Here is an 18,231-nt window from a genome sequence, read left to right as displayed (position 1 = left end):
GGTGGGTTTTATTTTATGAGGACAACATGAAAATACAAACCAAATATGGTGAGGTGCATGTATTAGCAAATTGCCCTCTGCTTGATTCGACTGAACGCCTTGAGTGGATGACAGAAGTGCATGAATCGTTTGATGGCACTGAATTGCGCTATCCACTTCGTGATGCACCTCGCCAAGTTTTAAGCTTTAATTATGTGCAGATGCGTAAAGCTATGGGCGATATGTTTCACATGCTCTATGCAAATTTGCGTAAGCAGTGGGGTATTCCGCTTCGACAAGTAAAACGAAGCATCCCTGATATGACCGATGATGACTACATCATTCTCGATGCAACAGACACCATAGCCGACCTTAGAGTCGGTTTTGCTTTTATTGAGAGCAACGAAGGTGGTCGAGCAGTCGAGATTACCGAACGTGGTCGCTACATCATTGTGCAAGAAGAGGTACGCGATCCTGAAACCGATGAAGTTATTCAAGAGTTAATTACCGAATACCAAGATGGCTTTAGGCTTGCTGAAAATATCACAGCAACCAATGCGGTCATTATGCCGATGCGTATCTGCATTATTGAAGGTGATGCTTCGATTAACACAGGCGGCTTTTGGTCTAACACATCAATGGTTTTCCGAGTGTTGGCTGAAGATTTACCCGAATTTGAAGCTGAAGCACCAGAGCAATATAAAAATCAGGACATCTACTGGAAGCCATTACTGCTAGATAGTGATTCATTGGAAATGATGCTAACCCAACATCAAAACATTATTGATGGTGATGTCGGTGGCTTTCAGTGGTATTCACATCATGCAAAGCCACGTTACACAAAACCTTTTCGATCATTGTTGCGTAGTTGGTCTGAATACCAAGCATATAAGCATTTTCTATATCGCAGAGCAGGGCGTTTCCGTGAATTTTGGATGCCGCTTTATGAGCAGCATTTGAATGTTTTGAATACTGCAAATATCACAACCTCACTCAGTACAAACACAAAGTATTTGCTTGAGGCGGATCGAAAACACATTGCTGTGAAACGTAAAAACGGCACATGGTCGGCACACGCAATTACCGCTAAGACCGCAAACAGCATAACAGTATCGCCTGCAATTAATGCCCAGCAAAAAGACATTGAATCTATCTATTATTTGGGCCTTTATCGCTTCGATGCTGACCATATTGAATTCCAATTTTTAGGCGGTGGCAAATCACAAGTCACCGTACCAATCGTGGAGATTGAGCACTAATGGCACGTGTAGAACTTTATCAATTTGCACATGGTGCGAAGCAATGGCGCTTCACTAGCGCACGTAAAGCAGTGACGCATAACAATGTGACTTATTACCCTGTGCGCGGCTTGAGTCGCGGCAACATTGAAGATGCAGACATTGATAAGTGCGAAGTCGAGCTAACCTTTCCACATCCTGACTTATTAAACAACGAGCAAGAACAGAGCTTTGCTCAAGTTTTTTTAAACAAGATTTATCTTGAATCGGTGTATTTCACATTGATTGAGCTAGATGCAGGTGAGTCGCTTGTGTTGTTCAAGGGGCGTGTAACGCAGCCTAAATTTAGCGATCGCGACAACACTATGACGCTAGTCTGCTCAACTGCTGAAAGCTTTATGCGTCGCAAGATTTTGACTCGAAAATATCAGCGCACGTGCATGAATAACATTTACGACAAGTTTTGTGGTTTGGATTTTAACGAGTGGTCGTTTGAAGTGACTGTAACTGCAATCGACGGCTTAAATGTTTCTTACACAGTAAATCCAACTCAAGTTGTGGATGAAAGCGGTGATCCTGTTTTTGAGCAAGTACCTGTGTTGGATGAATTTGGCGAGCCTGTTTTAGACGGGCAAGGTAATCCAACCTATACAGATGGCGATCCAGTAATGGAAGTTAAAACCTATCCTGCAGGATGGCTCAATCGCGGTGTGCTGCAAAAAGATGGTGTCTATACATTCATCATTAATAGTGGGAGCAACAGCTCTCGACTCTATCGTCAGCATATCGGATTGAAAGTCGGTGACGTGGTGCGAGTCGCACCTGGTTGTGATCAGTCACACAAAACTTGTCACGAGAAATTTAATAATCATTTGCGCTATGGCGGGCATCCAAATATGCCGACTGAGAATCCATTGGAAACGCAATTAATTAAATAGAGGTTTATATGGTTATTGCACCATGGCTTATTTATGCATTTCTAGCTATCACAGCAGCAATGGCTGTTTATACATTTCTGCAAATGCGCAAAATGCAGAAGAAAAACCGACCTAAGCCAAATCAGCTAGATGGCACGATTGCGGATGAAGGCACTTCTTTTTGCGACATTGCTGGCAGTCCACACATGCATGCCAACATCACGGATATTTGGGATAAGACCACATCAACAATCAAGCAGAAAGGCGGCAAGAAATGAGAATTTATATGTCGGACATTCGAAAAGCAAAAATGTGTTCGGGCGGAACACGGGCATTTTTTTTGCGTCAAGGTTGGGATTGGCAAGATTTTCTTAAAAATGGTCGTGATGCTCAGGATTTTATAAACACGAAAGATGCAATGGCCTTGCAAGTAGTTGAGGTGGCTAGAAATGGGCGGAAGTAGTTCTCAGGTAGTTGGGTATCGTTACTATGCGAAGTTTGCTGCGTTTATTGGAAACCGTATTGAGAAATTAATAGCTGTTAATTTCGATAACCGAAAGTGGGTTGTTCATGACCCATTAAAGCATCCGCCAAATTTACTACCTGTATTGGAGGGAAATCTTTTTGGTGAAAATGAGGGTGGTGTATCTGGGAATATTGACATTCACTTCGGCACACCAGATCAAGAACCAAACGAAGTCTACCAACAATATTTACCACTAGTCTCAGGCTATCCATATCAGTCTTATTTATTGTTTCGCGGCTATAGCTTTCAAGATCCATTTTTAGGCCGCACATTTACAACACCAGGTTTCTACCTCGGCAACTCAGGCTACATGAAAGAGATGCTGCTCTGGGTGAAGCGCATTCATGTGAAAAACAATGGGGATGTGCAGTGGTATGACGAAAAAGCAGAGATACCCACTTATAAGGTAGATGAAACTCTAGGTTTATCAACTGGAAAAATTGAAGCGAATGCCAACACATATACGTTTCCGTCAGTGGACAATACTAGCACAGCAATATTAGCGCCAAATTTCCCCTTTTTTGGTGGTATGAGCTGGGGTGGAGTTGGTGTTGCACCTGGACAATATAAGGCGAAGGTAGCTTTACCAGGAATGGTGCGCTATTTAATTAAAATCTCTGCTGATAATGAATGTTATTTCTCATTCGAAGCGGAAAACACAATTATTCACTCGATTAATAAATATGGTGCTGGTAGCAAAGAACACATTGATCTAGATGTATCAGTATTTGGGGGTGGAGATATTCTAACGATAATTGCAGAAAATACATATTGGAATGCTAATCCAGGGGGGTATTCACCTTGTAGTATTTCATTTCAAGCAGATGTCATTGCAACATACTCAGGAATACCAGGGGATGGGGGTGACATTAACCCGATACATAAAATACGAGAAATCCTGACTGACGACACAGCGATGGGCAAGCCTGAGTCTGATATTAATGATGCAAACTTTATTGAAGCTGCAAATAGAATTTACGATGAATGTTTAGGCATATCCTGGGCAATTGATGAAAAATCATGTATTGATGCTATCGAGGAGCTTTGCTATCACATTGAAGCTGGAATCCGTGTAAATCGCCAAACTGGCTTGTATGAAATGGTCTTATTTCGTGATGACTGGTTTGCTGAAGATGAAATTCATACTATTGCTGAAAACAAGATTAAGGATTTATCACTTGAAGTCATGAATAGTGATGACATTGTAAATCAACTCAATGTTACATATTACGATCGCAAGCGCATCAAGAACTCAACTTTCTCAGTTTATGAAAATGGCTCAATTTTAACGATGGGCAAGGCAAATGCCGAATCTATTGATTTTCCATATTTTATGAATATGCGAAATGCTGAAATTGTGGCGAACTGGAAATTAAAACAGTTCTCCACCCCAGCCTGGTCAGGAAGCCTTACGACTGGTTGGAAAGAAGCGCGTAAATGGAATCGGTACGATTTGATTCGTTTGCCATGGTCTAAAAAATGGAATGGCTCAATTTTAGTTCGAATTATGAAAATCAATTTAGGCAACGGTACTGACAACACTGTGACCATTGATTTTGAAGAAGTGATCCCGTATTCAGGCGAAATGAACACCAGTATTGTGGTTGATGCTCCGATCAATGCGGCACCGCAGCCGCCGCAGCCAAGCATGAACGCAGTATTTGAAGCTCCGTATTATTTAACTGTGCTCCGCGCAGGCCAAACAAATGCAGATTTGGAATTATCTAACAACCCTAATATTGGCTATGTCGCAGCAATTGCAGCAAAGCCGCAAAATAACTCACTTAATGCGCTGCTATCTACAGATGGTGGTATGGGTGAATTTGAACAGGTTTCTCGACTTGATTACTGCGATATTTTGCAGCTGGACCAGTCGATAAATGAAACTGCGTCTGCTTTTGTGGTCACAGGATCTCTAACCCAAACAGCAAATTCAAATAACTTTATTTTGTTGAATGATGAGTTAATGGGATTTGTGAGCTTTAATAGTGAAACAAAAGTTTTAACAGTGAAGCGCGGTGTTCTAGATACTATTCCGAAAAAACACAATTCTGGCAATTTATTTGTTTTCGATTTACCTGATGTGGCTTTTGATTCAACCCAATACACACAGAGCGAAATTGTTGAAGCGCAAGTTTTAACAACAACGCCGAGCGGGATTCAAGAGCTTTCAACAACAGGAACAGCGGTTGAAATTCAAGCGCGTGCAATTCGACCTTATCCACCAGCTAATGTAAAAATTAACGGTGAGTATTGGCCATCATTTATTGATGATCATTTAGCGTTGACGTGGGCACATCGTAATAGACTGCAACAAACAGGTGGTGAGGTTCTTAGTTGGTTTAATGAGGATGTGACTTCTGAAACGGGTGTTACATATAAGGTTAAAATCTTTGATGATGAGACAGATCTGACTATTCATGAAGTTTCTGAAATTACAGCAAATAATATGGTGATTGATGCGCAATTTTTAGCGCCAAGAACAAGGATCGAACTGTTTTCTGTTCGAGATGGCTATGAAAGCTTGCAGAAATTTGAGCACATTTTCAGCACAGCAGCGCTTGAAGCTCCGTACAACCTCAAACTTAAATACACGCCTGATGTGACAGCGCCATACGACTTAAAATTGGAGTATTTATAATGCCAAGTATACGAGCAACTGCATTGCATGATGGTGGTGCAGATAGTTTTAATCTATACCGTGACACTGTGGCTATCGACCCACAAAATCCACCTACACCAATCGCAACAGGACTTTTAGCGTGTGATTATACAGACACAACTGTAGTAGACGGCAATACTTACTACTATGCATTTGCTGCTGTTCGTGGCGCTGAATTAGCATTTTCACAGAGCCAGTCAATGTATGCAGATCCGTTGCTTGCACGTCGTGTGATTGCATTATCTTTTGATTCAGTGTTTGAGGATAATGGTATTACACAACCAGTCTGGACATGGAGTGCAACACTGCCAACATTCGAGAATGATTATGCGATATTCGATGGTTCTCAGTATGTTGATACACTTAGCGATGCGTTGAATTTCGGTAGCAAGGACTTTACGCTTGAAATGGAGATATATCCAACAAATTTAACATCTTATCGTATGCTGTTTGGCGCAAAGCAACATACACCATATGTACAGTACGGCTTTAATGGTAGTCAGTTATATTTCAACGATCAGTACAATGGTGTGTCGCTTAACTGCCCGCATGTTTTTGTAGTTAATACTCTGTATAACATCAAGTTATCAAGAAACGGTGATGTGCTTAGTTTTAGAGTGAACAATGTTGTTGCGGGCACAATTAACATTGCAGGTAAAAATGTCAACTTGAATGTCGGTGGCGGTCGCTTATTTGGCATCAACTGGTCAGGGACGGCTGGGTATAGGGGGCGTGTTCACAAAGTCAATGTGTACAAAGGAATTTATGTATAAGTACCTTCGGGTGCTTTTTATTACCAAAATTTAGGGGTTGGCGGTGATGTAGTACAGATTGAAGTGTAAAAATTTAAATTGAAGCAAGCGCCCAAAAGGGCGTTTTTTATTGCGAAAAAATAGGGGGCGCAAGTGAATGAACCAAGTGCATCACTTTGGAAAAAATTGAATGAAGTTACAGATAAGCTACAGCGAGTATCTGAACAACTGATTGAAGCAAACGCAATTAATAGAAGTTACCACCAAGCCTTGGAACAACAACGGATCAAAGTGGAAGCATTAGAAGTGCAAAATCACAGAGATCAGGGTGCTATTTCAATGCTTAAGTGGGGCTTAGGGATTGTTATCAGTATCGCCATTTCAGGCGGCAGCTGGACAATCAATTCAATTAATCAACTCAAACAAGATGTAGCTATTGTTAAAAGTCAGCGAGAGGATATGAAAAGTGGAACAAAATCGAATTAATCCCTGGAACTTTCTTCAGGTCAAGCTCCCAACATGGGGGCTTTTTTTATTAGGGGCATTGCCAATTTTGATTCAATTAGGATTGGATAAACAATGGATCCCAATCGAATATCATGCGCTGATCTTGTCTCTGGTTCTGCCAGTTTTGCGAGAGATCGGTAAACGCATTCCTCAGCCTGAATTACACGAGCCATTGCTTGATGAATTCTCCATTCAACCTTTGGCAAAAATACCAACAAATGATTTGGCGTGGATGGTGGAAGCCAAGAAGCATATTGGTTTGCGTGAAAACACCAGTAAAACAGCACATAACCCTGTTATTTTGAAATGGCTTAAATCATTGGGTGCATGGTGGGCAGAAGATGAAACACCATGGTGTGGTGTATTTGCGGCGCATTGCCTGCGGATTGCAGGTGTAAAGTATCCAAAACACTGGTATCGAGCATTGGACTATGTGAATTATGGTACTAAGCTAACAAAGCCCGCTTATGGTTGTGTAGCGATCAAAACACGCAAGGGCGGTGGTCATGTTTGTTTTGTGGTGGGTCGAGATAGCAAAACTGGTAAATTGGTGTGTTTAGGTGGAAACCAAGGTAATGCTGTGTCGTATGCACTGTATGCTGAATCTGAATTTCAGGAATTCCGCTGGTATGGAATGACTTCACAGCCAGCATCTCATCGCTATAACTTGCCAATTATGCAAGGTGTGACAGCAACACAGGTATCAGAAGCTTAAGCGTATAAAAAAGCCCGCTAAGTGAACTGCCCCCGAAAGTTGGACATTATTTAGACCAACTAAAGGGGCTTTTCTTTCTGAATTAAACCGCTTACTTTTTAATATTGTTTAAAATTTTTAAATCTAATTTGAAGTTTACTGCTTTACCTAAGCGTGCAGAATTTCTCATTTGATAAATTTGAATAGTATAAACACCAGTTTCAGGCAAAATAATTTCACCTGTAGAGTCTGGTGATGTTGAACCAATATAGATTGCTTCTGCTTTACCTGGTTTATCTCCGGGTGCATAGACATTAACGTAAGCCAAATCCCTTGTGCTCAAAATATTAAATTTTAAAATTTGTCCACGCTGGGCACGTACAGTGTATCGTGCATCATCATACCCTTTAAAATTTCCCTTAACTTCTGTGCCATAAGTGCCTTTTTTAAAGACCACAGGCGTTTCAACAGGTTTTGCAAATGCATGAATTGCACCAAAGGAACAGGCAACCAACACCAACACAGCAACTTTCAATATTTTTTTCATAACAATGTCCAGTATATTTAAAGATATCAACTTCTAGATCGGTTTAATGAGTAATTTATAAATACCGCTTACATAGAGTCAGAAACTCTTCCAACTTTTCAGGGTCAGATTCTTCCGTATTTGCGAATACACGCTCTTTCAGATAGCTCTCAATCAAATGGCGCATAAGCCCATTTACTGCGCCGTCAACCGCTGCAACCTGCTGTAGAATTTCAGTACAAGTAGCATCACTATCCGCTAGGCGACTTTGAATCGCATTAATTTGCCCCTCAATTCTTCTCACTCTGGTTAAAGTGCTTTTAGATTTCATCCTAATTTATAAACTTAAGTTTCAATAAACCAACCTTTAAGATATATAAAAATACCTAAAAGAAATATTGAAATTTGTTCAATTTGTGTTGAGTGATTTTAAATATATATAAATTACAATGTATATGACTTAAGGAGAATAGTGAGATAAATTCAGAACTAAGTGAAAAATTAATACTCTGGAGGCACTTCATTTTTAGGATCATTGATGATTCAATTGATATTGATTCTTACGCAATTCAATAATCTGCTCATCAAGTACTTTTAGATTTTTATGTATTTTTTCATTTAATGCGGTGTTTTCTTTCTTTAAATTATCATTTTCTTTTTGAATTTCTGCTAACTTATCGTTAATTTTTTTATAAGACTCCGAATCGGTGTGATTGAATAATAAAAACATCAGAATTACTGAGAGTAGAATACAACCTAAAGTTGTTCCAAACTCAATCGTTTTATGCATGGCTATATCTTTACTTTTATTTAAAAATAGAAAAAATAAAGATATAAAACCAATTATGCATAGCCAAAATGAGAGCATAAAAATAATAGACTGCATAACATTTTCAGCTTTGGTAAAAATATTAACATTCACTGAAACAAACGTAAAAAAAGCAGCAAACAACGCAATAGTGCCTAGAACTGAGTTCCGAGTTTCTTTTAATTCTTCTTTAGTTTCAATTTTATGCGCATCAATATCTTTTAAGGCTTTATTTAAAGATGTATTGAGTGACTTCAGAGCTGTATTTTGCTTTTCTAGCAGGGCTTTCTCTATCCCATCAGCCTTGCTTTCTAGAATTAATTCTAAATTTTTTAGTTTTTCAAACTCATTATTTTGAAAATCAAAATGTCTTATTGGTATTTCTGAGGCTTTTTGTGAGTTTACTGTAGACGATTTTGTATTATTTTTAATTGCTCCTGTAAATAAGGAGCCTTGTACTCTGGCAGTAGAAATAGTTTGAGGTATAGATTGTTGTTCGGTTGTTTTTGTGGAATTTTTTTCACTATTTAACTTTTCAATCGCCGTGCTTGAGAACGTGATTGTATTGTTAGAGCCTATTGAAGTAATTGAAGATTTAGGAGAAGGATATATAACCTCTCCATCTTCTAATTTTTTTGATTCTTTATCAGACATTATTATTCACTAAGTAATTTAATGTAATGTTGAATATTGCTATTAGGAATATTCTGCACAAAGCTCTTCAAATCACTAAGCGTTATAACATCAGTTTCTTCAGGTAAAGTATTGAAATCTTGAGTAATTAAAATAATATTATCTTCATTTCCTGTAACGAAATTTCTTTGTTTAGCAACTTCTATTTGGTAAACATCATTATATATACTTTGTCCAAGTTCAGTTTTAATAACAAAGCGAATTAGCGGTTCACATAAATTTGTTTCATCAAATTTTAAGAACTTCTCTCTAATTATCACATCAGGATTTGGGTGCTTAAGTATATGTCTAGTTACATAGCCAACACGAATTATTTCTATTCTTTCCTGCTGAAAAATCTCCATAGTTGCTTTTAATATATCATTGAATATCTGTACTGAATTTTGATGACCGTATTTGAAATTAACATCGCATCTAGCACCTGATATATTTAAGTTGAAGCTTTGGTCTGATGAAGAAATTTGGCATCGCGGAATTTCTGCTGGCACATCATTCGGAATTGGAAATATGAAAGTTTGTAAGTCTAAATTGTTAGTTGAGAAAACTGTATTTTTTCTTAAGGAAACTGAAAACTCATCAAATTTAAGGTTTACAGGTGGATTTGCAAAAAAAAAGGCAAATTGCAGATCTGAAATGGTCATTTTGTGTTCCATACTTTAAAGACTTTTACAAACTAGTAGTAAGAAAAGAGAGTGAGTTACTTTAACTAGATTTGGCATAGAATTTCAATCCTAATAAAGATCAAAATACTAAGATTTATAAACTTATTTGTCATTAGAGACAATGATCTTCTACAACCAACCAACCAAGACTTCTTTTACCGTTATCTACAACATCAATATGATTGTCGCCCTTAAAAACTAAAACATCTTTATTGAAAAACTTTAATGAATTCCAAAAAGAAGAGCCACTTAATACTTCAAGAGAAAGGTGAATGTCATTTTGTAGGTCAGAGAGTTCTTGTGTGTAGTCTAAATCAAGCGTATTGAGCAACTTTCCATAAACCACACGTTTTTTTCCATTTTTTAAATGAATGATTTTTACATCAGAACTGGCAGGAGCAGAACTCTCATTTCTCAAAAAGCTTTCTTCAAGTCGAGCCACAATATCCGCATTCATTGAGCGATTTAGTTCTTTAGCCGATTCGACAATTTTGTCTTTTAGCTCTTGCGTCATACGCATTTTGTATTCGACGTCTAAATTTCTAGCCATTTTTAGTTAGTTCTGTCCAAATTATTTTCATAATAATATCCCCAATGGGGATTGACAACATATATTTTGAAGAATACAGTTTAATGCATCCCCAATGGGGATAAAAAAACCCCTTGCGACTCTCACATCAAACAAGGGGCTCTATCTAATTCTCTACCAGGAGAAAAGACATGATTAGTCTAACATTTAATGAAGTTAAATTTAATCCCATGCAGCAAGATGGGCAAGTTTGGTTAACTGCGAGCGAATTGGCTGGGGCACTAGGTTATGTAAAATCTGATGCAGTTACTCAGGTGTATGAGCGTAATAAAGATGAGTTTACTGCATCAATGACAACGACCCTCAAAATGAGTGTCGTTAGAAAGACGGGTAAAGTGGAAATGGAAAACCGTATTTTCTCGCTTCGTGGTGCTCACCTAATTGCTATGTTTTCCAAAACAGTTATCGCTAAGCAATTCCGAAAATGGGTTTTAGATATTTTGGACAAAGAGGTAGATGCACCAGTAGCCAAAACCCACAAATCAGAGCGTGAACCACTAACCAATGCTGTGAATATGCTTGTGGCTAAAACCAAACACTTAAATTACTCAGAAGCCTATAAACTTGTGCATCAACGCTTCAATGTAGAGCACATAGAAGACATCCCATACGAAGCTATACCAGTGGCAGTAGAATACGTGCATCACTTAATAGCGTTATTTTCTCAAGCAGAGAAAAGCCATACTGCTGTTTCAGATTGCTCACGTTCAATGGCACTGCATGCGCTATGGCTCAGTCACTGGTGGACAGAGTTTGGAGACGTGATCCGTAAGATCAGCCCGACAATGGGACATGGCATCCATGACCATTTTAAATTTGCTGCAGAAGATGCACGGCAAATTGTAGGTAGGGAAATCTATATGCCGATTTATGAGTTGGCGCAAAGACATGATTGGCATAAGGGCGGGATAGGCTACAAAGCACTGTCAGAATGCCGCAGTTTAACCCCTGTCATTTAGTTACATTTATTAGCCACCTTTGGGTTAATGCCAGTCAGTTAAGAGATTGATTGGCATTAATCTTGTGGTGCCTTTTTCATTCCAGAGAACAGCGTATTAGACGATGTTTTTAAGTCAGTAGTGACTTACTTTTCGCTATTTTTTTATGAAAATTCACCCATTTTAGTACCAAATTTTTATAATTTTATTTTGTCATAATGGTCAATGCGTTCTATATTTTCCATAATGGTTTTGCAAAAGTTTTGCAGGAATTTTGCAGGCATTAATTAAAAAAGCATTTAATGGAATGGATTGTATCGTTGAAAAAACTGTAATTATGCTAAAATTTAAGAAACAGTCTTTTGATATTTAGTCAAAATTATTTTTTAAATCGCATTATAACTTATTGATTTTAAACAATGTCAGAAATAGAAACCCATCCACTCGAACCCTTTTTACCAGCCAATGCCAAGCTGTTAATTCTTGGGAGTTTTCCACCACCTAAAAGCCGTTGGAAAATGGATTTTTATTATCCGAATTATCAAAATGATATGTGGCGAATTTTGGGCTTATGCTTTTTTCAAGATAAAAACTACTTTTTAGATTTAGAAGCTAAAAATTATCATCTTCATAAAATTATTGATTTTTTAAACACCACTGGCATTGCTATTTCAGATACGGCGCAGCAGGTGATTCGCTTAAAAGGCAATGCATCAGACAAATTTTTACAGATTGAAAAACCAATGGATATTGCAGCACTTTTAAGCAAGATACCTTTATGTCAAAGCATTATGACCACAGGCGATAAAGCGACTGATACACTCATGTTATCTATGCCTGAATCTGCCGAAAAACCTCAAATTGGGCAGGCGACACATTGCTATTTTGCCAAGCGTGAGCTGCATTTATATCGGATGCCTTCATCTTCACGAGCCTATCCTTTAGCTTTAGAGAAAAAGGCAGAAGCGTATTTTAACTTATTTAAAGAAATAGGCTTACTATAAGTAACTTTAAATAATTGTAGACAGTGATGGCAGAGAAAGAAAAATACGCTTCCATAATTAATGTCTATCTATTGTCATTACATCATCCATTCAATAGGGAATAATGAAACTGTTTTCATCATAAAACGCTGAAACTGTGTGGTTTCAGGATCATGATGATACGTTTGAATACTGCCATCTGCCTGATGATCTAACTAAATAATTTGACCGTTTTCGTCTAATTGCAGTTCATACGCAATTTGTGGCAAATAGCGGTCTAAAGATTGAGAAACATCGTTTTGCAATTGTTCAGACTCTAACACCAAGCCAACTTCGGTATTTAATTTTGCAGAACGAGGATCAAGGTTAAAAGAACCTACAAAGACCATGCCATCTATATCAAAGAATTTGGCATGTAAACTCGAGGCGTTTTTGCCTTTGGCAGGAATTACGTTACCCGTTGCAACTTCATACCAAGTACGCTTTTTTCGTTCAATATAAGGCTTAAATTCATATAAACGAATACCTGATTTAAGTAAATCTACGCGATACTGCTGATAAAATGCATGTACCAAAGGCACATCATTGGCTAAAAATGAATTGGTCAATACACGTATCTGTATTCCTTTTTCAGCCAGTTGAGTGAGTGTTTTAAGACCATCTTCTGTTGGGACAAAATAGGCAGAAACCAGTTCTAAATGTTGTTTGGGCTCACCCATTAACTTTAACATTTGTTTGTAAATCAGTTGCTCGCCTTGAGCTGTACCCCGAATTTTATTCGGAGAATCTGCCACAAAATGCGCACATACCCACTGTACAGGATGTTGTTCTAATTTGATGCTGACTTCTTCTTGCGCGTTAGCCACACGTTCACGAATTTTATCTTTATATTTGGCATTTAATTCATAGCGATTACGCAATTCTCTCAATTGCAACGCGTTGCCTGTGCCTAATAATTGCTTTACTGAATAGCTTAGTTCGTCATTCCAAAACTCTAAAAACACGGCATTGGCTTGGGGGACAGCACTGCCATAGAATAGAATATCCATATCAGTAAATTGAAAATTTTCACTGGCATCAAAATATTCACGGCTAATATTACGCCCACCTGTCACGGCAATCGCCCCATCGGCAATAATTAGTTTATTGTGCATACGGCGATTGATTTGTTTAAAACGAAACAAATAATCCATCACACGAAAATGCCGATATTTGTACGGATTGAAAATTTTTATTTCAAAATTAGGATGCTGAGCAAGCCGTTTTAAGGTTGGAACAAGTTGCGTACCATTTTGATCATCAATTAATAAACGAACTTTTACACCACGATCTGCTGCTTTGAGCAGTTCAGCCAACATCAACTGACCAATTAAATCATCTTCCCAAATGTAATATTGTAAATCTAAATGGTGCTGTGCTTTTTGAATCAAATATAAACGCGAGGCGATGCTACTAAAGGCATCATTTAGAGAAAGATACGCTGTTAAATTTTGGGATAAATGTGCATCAATTTCCTGACCATTCAGCCAATGATCTACATAATGCTCAACAGGGCTATCTTTGCTCGCTTGATTCATCGGTAAACTGCATCCTGTCAGTAAAATAGCGAAAAAAGCCAACATTCCAAGCCAGTAACAAGGTCTTTGGATCTTCATGATTATTCTTAAGTCATTCTGTATTTATACATGGAGATTATCCTCATGTTAATGCTTGAAACTCTGAATAGAAAGAGGGTATTGTGAGAGTCTGTTGATATTTTATAAATAGCTTGCGAGATATCTCTCTCACATCGCAAACATAGACGAATTGTCAGCAGCCCCTTATCATCTGTTAATGTATTTTTTAGGGATAATTTGCTCATGAAATCACGTGCAGCCGTCGCATTCGGCCCAGGTCAGCCGCTTGAAATTGTTGAAATTGATGTTGCACCGCCGCAGGCTGGAGAAGTCTTGGTCAAAATTACCCACACAGGGGTATGCCATACCGATGCATTTACCTTATCGGGTGAAGATCCTGAAGGTGTTTTCCCTGCAGTTCTTGGCCATGAAGGTGCAGGTATTGTGGTTGAAGTTGGTGAGGGTGTGACCAGTGTTCAACCAGGCGATCATGTGATTCCGCTTTACACAGCAGAATGTGGCGAATGTTTATTCTGTAAATCTGGTAAAACCAACCTATGCGTTTCCGTACGTGCGACACAAGGTAAAGGTTTAATGCCTGATGGCACGACACGTTTTTCTTATAATGGACAACCGATTTATCACTACATGGGCTGTTCAACCTTTAGTGAATATACGGTAGTTGCTGAAGTATCTTTAGCAAAAATTAATCCTGAAGCCAATCATGAGCAAGTTTGCTTATTAGGTTGCGGTGTTACAACTGGTTTAGGTGCAGTTAAAAATACTGCAAAAGTCCAAGAAGGCGATACCGTTGCGGTATTTGGCTTAGGTGGTATTGGTTTAGCAGTTGTGCAAGGTGCGCATAAAGCCAAAGCCAGCCGTATTATCGCCATTGATACCAACCCAGAGAAATTCAAATTGGCAGAACAATTTGGTGCAACCGAATTCTTAAATCCAAAAGATTATGACCGCCCAATTCAGGAAGTCATTGTGGAAAAAACAGGTTGGGGCGTAGATCATTCTTTTGAATGTATTGGAAATACCAATGTGATGCGTTCCGCTTTGGAATGTGCGCATCGTGGTTGGGGACAATCCATTATTATTGGTGTTGCAGGTGCAGGTCAGGAAATTTCAACTCGTCCATTCCAATTGGTGACAGGTCGTACTTGGAAAGGAACTGCGTTTGGTGGTGTAAAAGGTCGTTCGCAATTGCCAGGCATGGTTGAAGAAGCCATGAAGGGTGATATTCAACTCGAACCATTTGTAACGCACACCATGGGGCTAGACCAAATTAATGAAGCCTTTGATTTAATGCATGAGGGTAAATCTATTCGTAGTGTGATTCATTTTGATCAATGATGAGTAACGCGCTTAAATAAAGACCCAACAAAAACCAAGCTTCGGCTTGGTTTTTTTAACCCCTGGATTCGCTAAAACAGCAGCTTAATTTTAATAAATACATCCAATAAAAATTATTTTACAAAAAGGATTGCCAAACGGAACAATACAGCGTATTTTAATTTTAACAGCTCATTTTTTGATGAAAACAAGATGTTAAAGCAACCTTTAATCGCAAACGCTTACTATTACTTTTGGCAGTTTCAATGATTGCCTGAGTCGCGTTCGGGCAAAAGGTTGCCCACCAGTTGATACCTGATCGGCAACCCTGATCAGGTTTTTTTATGTCTGGTGTTTTGAATTTTATAGGTTTTTCGGAGATTTAATCATGTACAACGTTAATTATTCATACTTTAGCAACTTTTATTGGTTTTACTTTAGTCAATCTATGACTCAAACCTTGCAATCCATTAGACCCATAACGCTGAAATAAATGATCGGACTGTAAAAAAGAGAAACAGTCCAAAGGAACAGACCAATGAATGCTTTAAATACTGCTTTACAACAACAGACCAACAATACTGAAATTAGTTTAAGTTTACCGCATCAACTCAAAGCGCAACTCCCACTTTCATCTGCGCTAAAACAACAAATCGCACAACATCGACAGATTATTCAGAACATTTTAGCGGGCACAGACCCTCGCTTATTGGTCATTACAGGACCTTGTTCAATTCATGATCCGCAAGCAGCACTCGAATACGCAGAAAAATTAAAACAATTACAAAGCCAAGTTTCAGATCAAATTTTCTTGGTGATGCGCGCCTATATCGAAAAGCCACGTACTACGGTAGGCTGGAAAGGCTTTTTGTATGACCCAGACTTAGATGGCTCTGCAAACATGCAATTAGGCTTAGAAAAATCACGTGAACTGTATCTACAAATTATAGAAATGGGTTTACCAATTGCTTCTGAAATTTTAAGCCCAATGGCAACGGGATATTTTGATGATGTACTGGCTTGGGGTGCAATTGGCGCACGTACCAGTGAATCACAAATTCACCGTGAAATTTCTAGCGCCATGCCGTATAGCATTGGTTTCAAAAACGGAACTGATGGCTCAATTCAAATTGCATTAGATGCAATTCAATCGGCAAGTCATCCACATCAATTCATGGGAATGAGCCAGTCGGGTTTACCTGCTATTTTGTCATCACAAGGTAATCCACACGCGCATTTAATTTTACGTGGCGCAAATTCAGGGCCAAATTATCAATTGGCAGAAATTGAGAAAATTCAGCACAAAGCCAAAGGGCAGTTGCCTGCATTGATTATTGACTGTAGTCACGGTAACAGCCATAAAGACCCACAACAACAACCGCAAGTCTTGCGTACCATTGTGGCAGAACGTGAACAGACGCAAGTCCGTGGCATTATGTTAGAAAGTCATTTAGTGGATGGGAATCAAAAGATTTCTTGCGAGATGACCTATGGTCAATCTGTTACCGATGGCTGCTTAGGTTGGGATAAGACTGAGCAACTGCTCATTGAGGTCGCTGAAAGCTTAAATCGTCAGGTTTTGGCTAAAACTGCATAAAAATAAAACTCCATAAACCAAAAAACCTGAAATTTCAGGTTTTTTGGGTGGGAGAGTATTTAAAAATCTAATCTTCTTAGATTAGTTTTTAAAATAACAATTCTTTTGCTGCTATTAAAAACTAAGCCTGAATATCTGCATTAGGTTGTTTAGCCACAACAAATTTATAGAAAATTAAACTGATTAAGGTCACAACAGCACAGAGCAAATACGCTGCGGTATAGTCATAACCCGCAATAATCCAACCTAGAATTAACGCGCCTAAGGCGATACCAATATCGTAACAACAAAAATACGTAGATGTGGCATGACCAATACGATCTTTAGGGGAGCGTTGAATTGAAATGGTTTGCAGGCAAGGTTGGGCAGACCCGAACCCTACACCAATTAATGCAGCAGCCAACATAAAACCGAATACACTGTGTACCTGACTCAAGACAATTAATCCTAAAGCAAATAATATAATTGCAGGATAAATCACATAACTCGCCCCTTTACGATCATAAATTTTGCCTGTAATTGGGCGCAAAATCATCATCGAAACTGCAAATATCACGAAGAATAAACTCGCATAAGACAGCATATTGCGTGATTCTGCAAAGGTGGAAATAAATGACATAATACTGGCATACGCGAAAGAAACCATCATCGCCATGAGTGATACAGGAATTGCTTTTTTCTCTACAAAATCTTGAAGCCCTAATTTACGTTTAGGTGTTGTTTCAGTTTTTACTTTTTGGGTCGCAATTGGAATCATTAAACAGAAGGCGAAACCTACCCAAACACTGACGGATAGTAAGGTAGAAATACTGGCATAAGAAACACTTTGAATCAGACTTAAACCAATTAAAGGTCCCAATACAATCCCTAAATTTACTGACACCAAAAAATAGCCCATACCTTCACCTTTGCGACTGTCTGGAATAAAGTTATTGGCAATAGGGACGGTAACTGTGGTGACAATGCTGAACCAAATCCCATGTAAAAAACGCAGTACGAGTAGAAACAGTAAACTATCTACAAAAATGTATGCCACGCTACACAGACAAAACATGATTTCAGAAACATATAAGGTTTTCCTCTGTACACGACAAAAATAGATAACTCATTGAAATAATGTCACAATAATTGTTTTCTAACGACGAATACTATGACACATCTCAATGAGTTATATCTTATCTTAAACAAATCTCTAAAATGGAACAA

Annotated in this window: 16 protein-coding genes and 3 pseudogenes; 12 read left to right on the top strand and 7 right to left on the bottom strand. The window is 38.5% G+C overall.

Translation table 11 applies throughout. From position 1 onward, the window contains the following. Nucleotides 1-26: 26 nt before the first annotated feature. The 8 genes from FTT78_RS04955 (at nt 27) to FTT78_RS04920 (ending at nt 7,296) form a co-directional block, all read left to right on the top strand. A complete protein-coding gene (locus FTT78_RS04955) occupies nt 27-1,238 on the top strand; it encodes a hypothetical protein (protein ID WP_180043754.1) in 1,212 nt (403 codons plus the stop codon). Then, nucleotides 1,238-2,155, top strand: coding sequence for a phage BR0599 family protein (locus tag FTT78_RS04950; protein ID WP_180043756.1), 918 nt, complete (start codon nt 1,238-1,240; stop codon nt 2,153-2,155). The genes FTT78_RS04955 and FTT78_RS04950 overlap by 1 nt, the downstream gene beginning before the upstream one ends. Nucleotides 2,156-2,163: 8 nt before the next feature. Further along, a complete protein-coding gene (locus FTT78_RS04945; RefSeq protein ID WP_218946608.1) occupies nt 2,164-2,412 on the top strand; it encodes a hypothetical protein in 249 nt (82 codons plus the stop codon). Between the two features lie 8 nt (nt 2,413-2,420). Further along, complete coding sequence (locus FTT78_RS04940) at nt 2,421-2,597, top strand: hypothetical protein (protein WP_257221883.1); 177 nt, start codon at nt 2,421-2,423, stop codon at nt 2,595-2,597. Further along, nucleotides 2,584-5,301, top strand: a complete 2,718-nt coding sequence (locus FTT78_RS04935; RefSeq protein ID WP_180043758.1) for a hypothetical protein — start codon at nt 2,584-2,586, stop codon at nt 5,299-5,301. Before FTT78_RS04940 ends, FTT78_RS04935 begins: the two co-directional genes overlap by 14 nt. Continuing rightward, nucleotides 5,301-6,095, top strand: coding sequence for a LamG-like jellyroll fold domain-containing protein (locus FTT78_RS04930; protein ID WP_180043760.1), 795 nt, complete (start codon nt 5,301-5,303; stop codon nt 6,093-6,095). Before FTT78_RS04935 ends, FTT78_RS04930 begins: the two co-directional genes overlap by 1 nt. A gap of 132 nt (nt 6,096-6,227) precedes the next feature. Beyond that, the gene (locus tag FTT78_RS04925; protein ID WP_180043762.1) at nt 6,228-6,560 is read left to right on the top strand and encodes a hypothetical protein; all 333 of its coding nucleotides are present in this window, start codon (nt 6,228-6,230) and stop codon (nt 6,558-6,560) included. Beyond that, nucleotides 6,541-7,296: a TIGR02594 family protein gene (locus FTT78_RS04920; protein WP_180043764.1), complete on the top strand. Its 756-nt coding sequence runs from the start codon at nt 6,541-6,543 to the stop codon at nt 7,294-7,296. Before FTT78_RS04925 ends, FTT78_RS04920 begins: the two co-directional genes overlap by 20 nt. A gap of 91 nt (nt 7,297-7,387) precedes the next feature. Here FTT78_RS04920 and FTT78_RS04915 read toward each other — a convergent pair whose 3' ends face one another. The 5 genes and pseudogenes from FTT78_RS04915 to FTT78_RS13550 all read right to left on the bottom strand — a co-directional run. Continuing rightward, complete coding sequence (locus FTT78_RS04915) at nt 7,388-7,822, bottom strand: DNA breaking-rejoining protein (protein WP_180043766.1); 435 nt, start codon at nt 7,820-7,822, stop codon at nt 7,388-7,390. A gap of 55 nt (nt 7,823-7,877) precedes the next feature. After that, nucleotides 7,878-8,132, bottom strand: a complete 255-nt coding sequence (locus FTT78_RS04910) for a metal/formaldehyde-sensitive transcriptional repressor (RefSeq protein WP_180043768.1) — start codon at nt 8,130-8,132, stop codon at nt 7,878-7,880. Nucleotides 8,133-8,333: 201 nt separating this feature from the next. After that, nucleotides 8,334-9,263 carry a hypothetical protein gene (locus tag FTT78_RS04905; RefSeq protein WP_180043769.1) on the bottom strand — a complete coding sequence of 310 codons (930 nt, stop codon included), beginning with the start codon at nt 9,261-9,263 and terminating at the stop codon, nt 8,334-8,336. Between the two features lie 2 nt (nt 9,264-9,265). Further along, nucleotides 9,266-9,943: a hypothetical protein gene (locus FTT78_RS04900; protein ID WP_180043771.1), complete on the bottom strand. Its 678-nt coding sequence runs from the start codon at nt 9,941-9,943 to the stop codon at nt 9,266-9,268. A 439-nt stretch (nt 9,944-10,382) separates the two neighbouring features. Continuing rightward, nucleotides 10,383-10,514 (bottom strand): annotated as a pseudogene (locus FTT78_RS13550) (Arc family DNA-binding protein); the annotation flags it as partial. A 170-nt stretch (nt 10,515-10,684) separates the two neighbouring features. On the opposite strand from FTT78_RS13550, the gene FTT78_RS04890 reads away from it, so the two are divergent. Together FTT78_RS04890 and FTT78_RS04885 are read left to right on the top strand one after the other, a co-directional pair. Next, the gene (locus FTT78_RS04890; RefSeq protein WP_180043774.1) at nt 10,685-11,512 is read left to right on the top strand and encodes a BRO family protein; all 828 of its coding nucleotides are present in this window, start codon (nt 10,685-10,687) and stop codon (nt 11,510-11,512) included. A 398-nt stretch (nt 11,513-11,910) separates the two neighbouring features. Further along, complete coding sequence (locus FTT78_RS04885; protein ID WP_180043776.1) at nt 11,911-12,495, top strand: uracil-DNA glycosylase family protein; 585 nt, start codon at nt 11,911-11,913, stop codon at nt 12,493-12,495. A gap of 77 nt (nt 12,496-12,572) precedes the next feature. On the opposite strand, the pseudogene FTT78_RS04880 reads toward FTT78_RS04885, so the two are convergent. Continuing rightward, nucleotides 12,573-14,096, bottom strand: a pseudogene (locus FTT78_RS04880) (phospholipase D family protein). Between the two features lie 237 nt (nt 14,097-14,333). On the opposite strand from FTT78_RS04880, the gene FTT78_RS04875 reads away from it, so the two are divergent. Both FTT78_RS04875 and FTT78_RS04870 read left to right on the top strand, forming a co-directional pair. Further along, nucleotides 14,334-15,449: an S-(hydroxymethyl)glutathione dehydrogenase/class III alcohol dehydrogenase gene (locus tag FTT78_RS04875; protein ID WP_004973720.1), complete on the top strand. Its 1,116-nt coding sequence runs from the start codon at nt 14,334-14,336 to the stop codon at nt 15,447-15,449. Nucleotides 15,450-15,966: 517 nt separating this feature from the next. Continuing rightward, the gene (locus FTT78_RS04870; RefSeq protein ID WP_104851962.1) at nt 15,967-17,025 is read left to right on the top strand and encodes a 3-deoxy-7-phosphoheptulonate synthase; all 1,059 of its coding nucleotides are present in this window, start codon (nt 15,967-15,969) and stop codon (nt 17,023-17,025) included. Nucleotides 17,026-17,146: 121 nt separating this feature from the next. On the opposite strand, the pseudogene FTT78_RS04865 reads toward FTT78_RS04870, so the two are convergent. Beyond that, nucleotides 17,147-18,109 (bottom strand): annotated as a pseudogene (locus tag FTT78_RS04865) (MFS transporter); the annotation flags it as partial. Between the last annotated feature and the right edge of the window lie 122 nt (nt 18,110-18,231).

It is taken from the genome of Acinetobacter sp. YH01011 (assembly GCF_013420785.1).
Lineage (GTDB): Bacteria > Pseudomonadota > Gammaproteobacteria > Pseudomonadales > Moraxellaceae > Acinetobacter > Acinetobacter towneri.
Note: the sequence above shows the minus strand (reverse complement) of the source record. Positions and strands in the feature narration are given on the sequence as shown.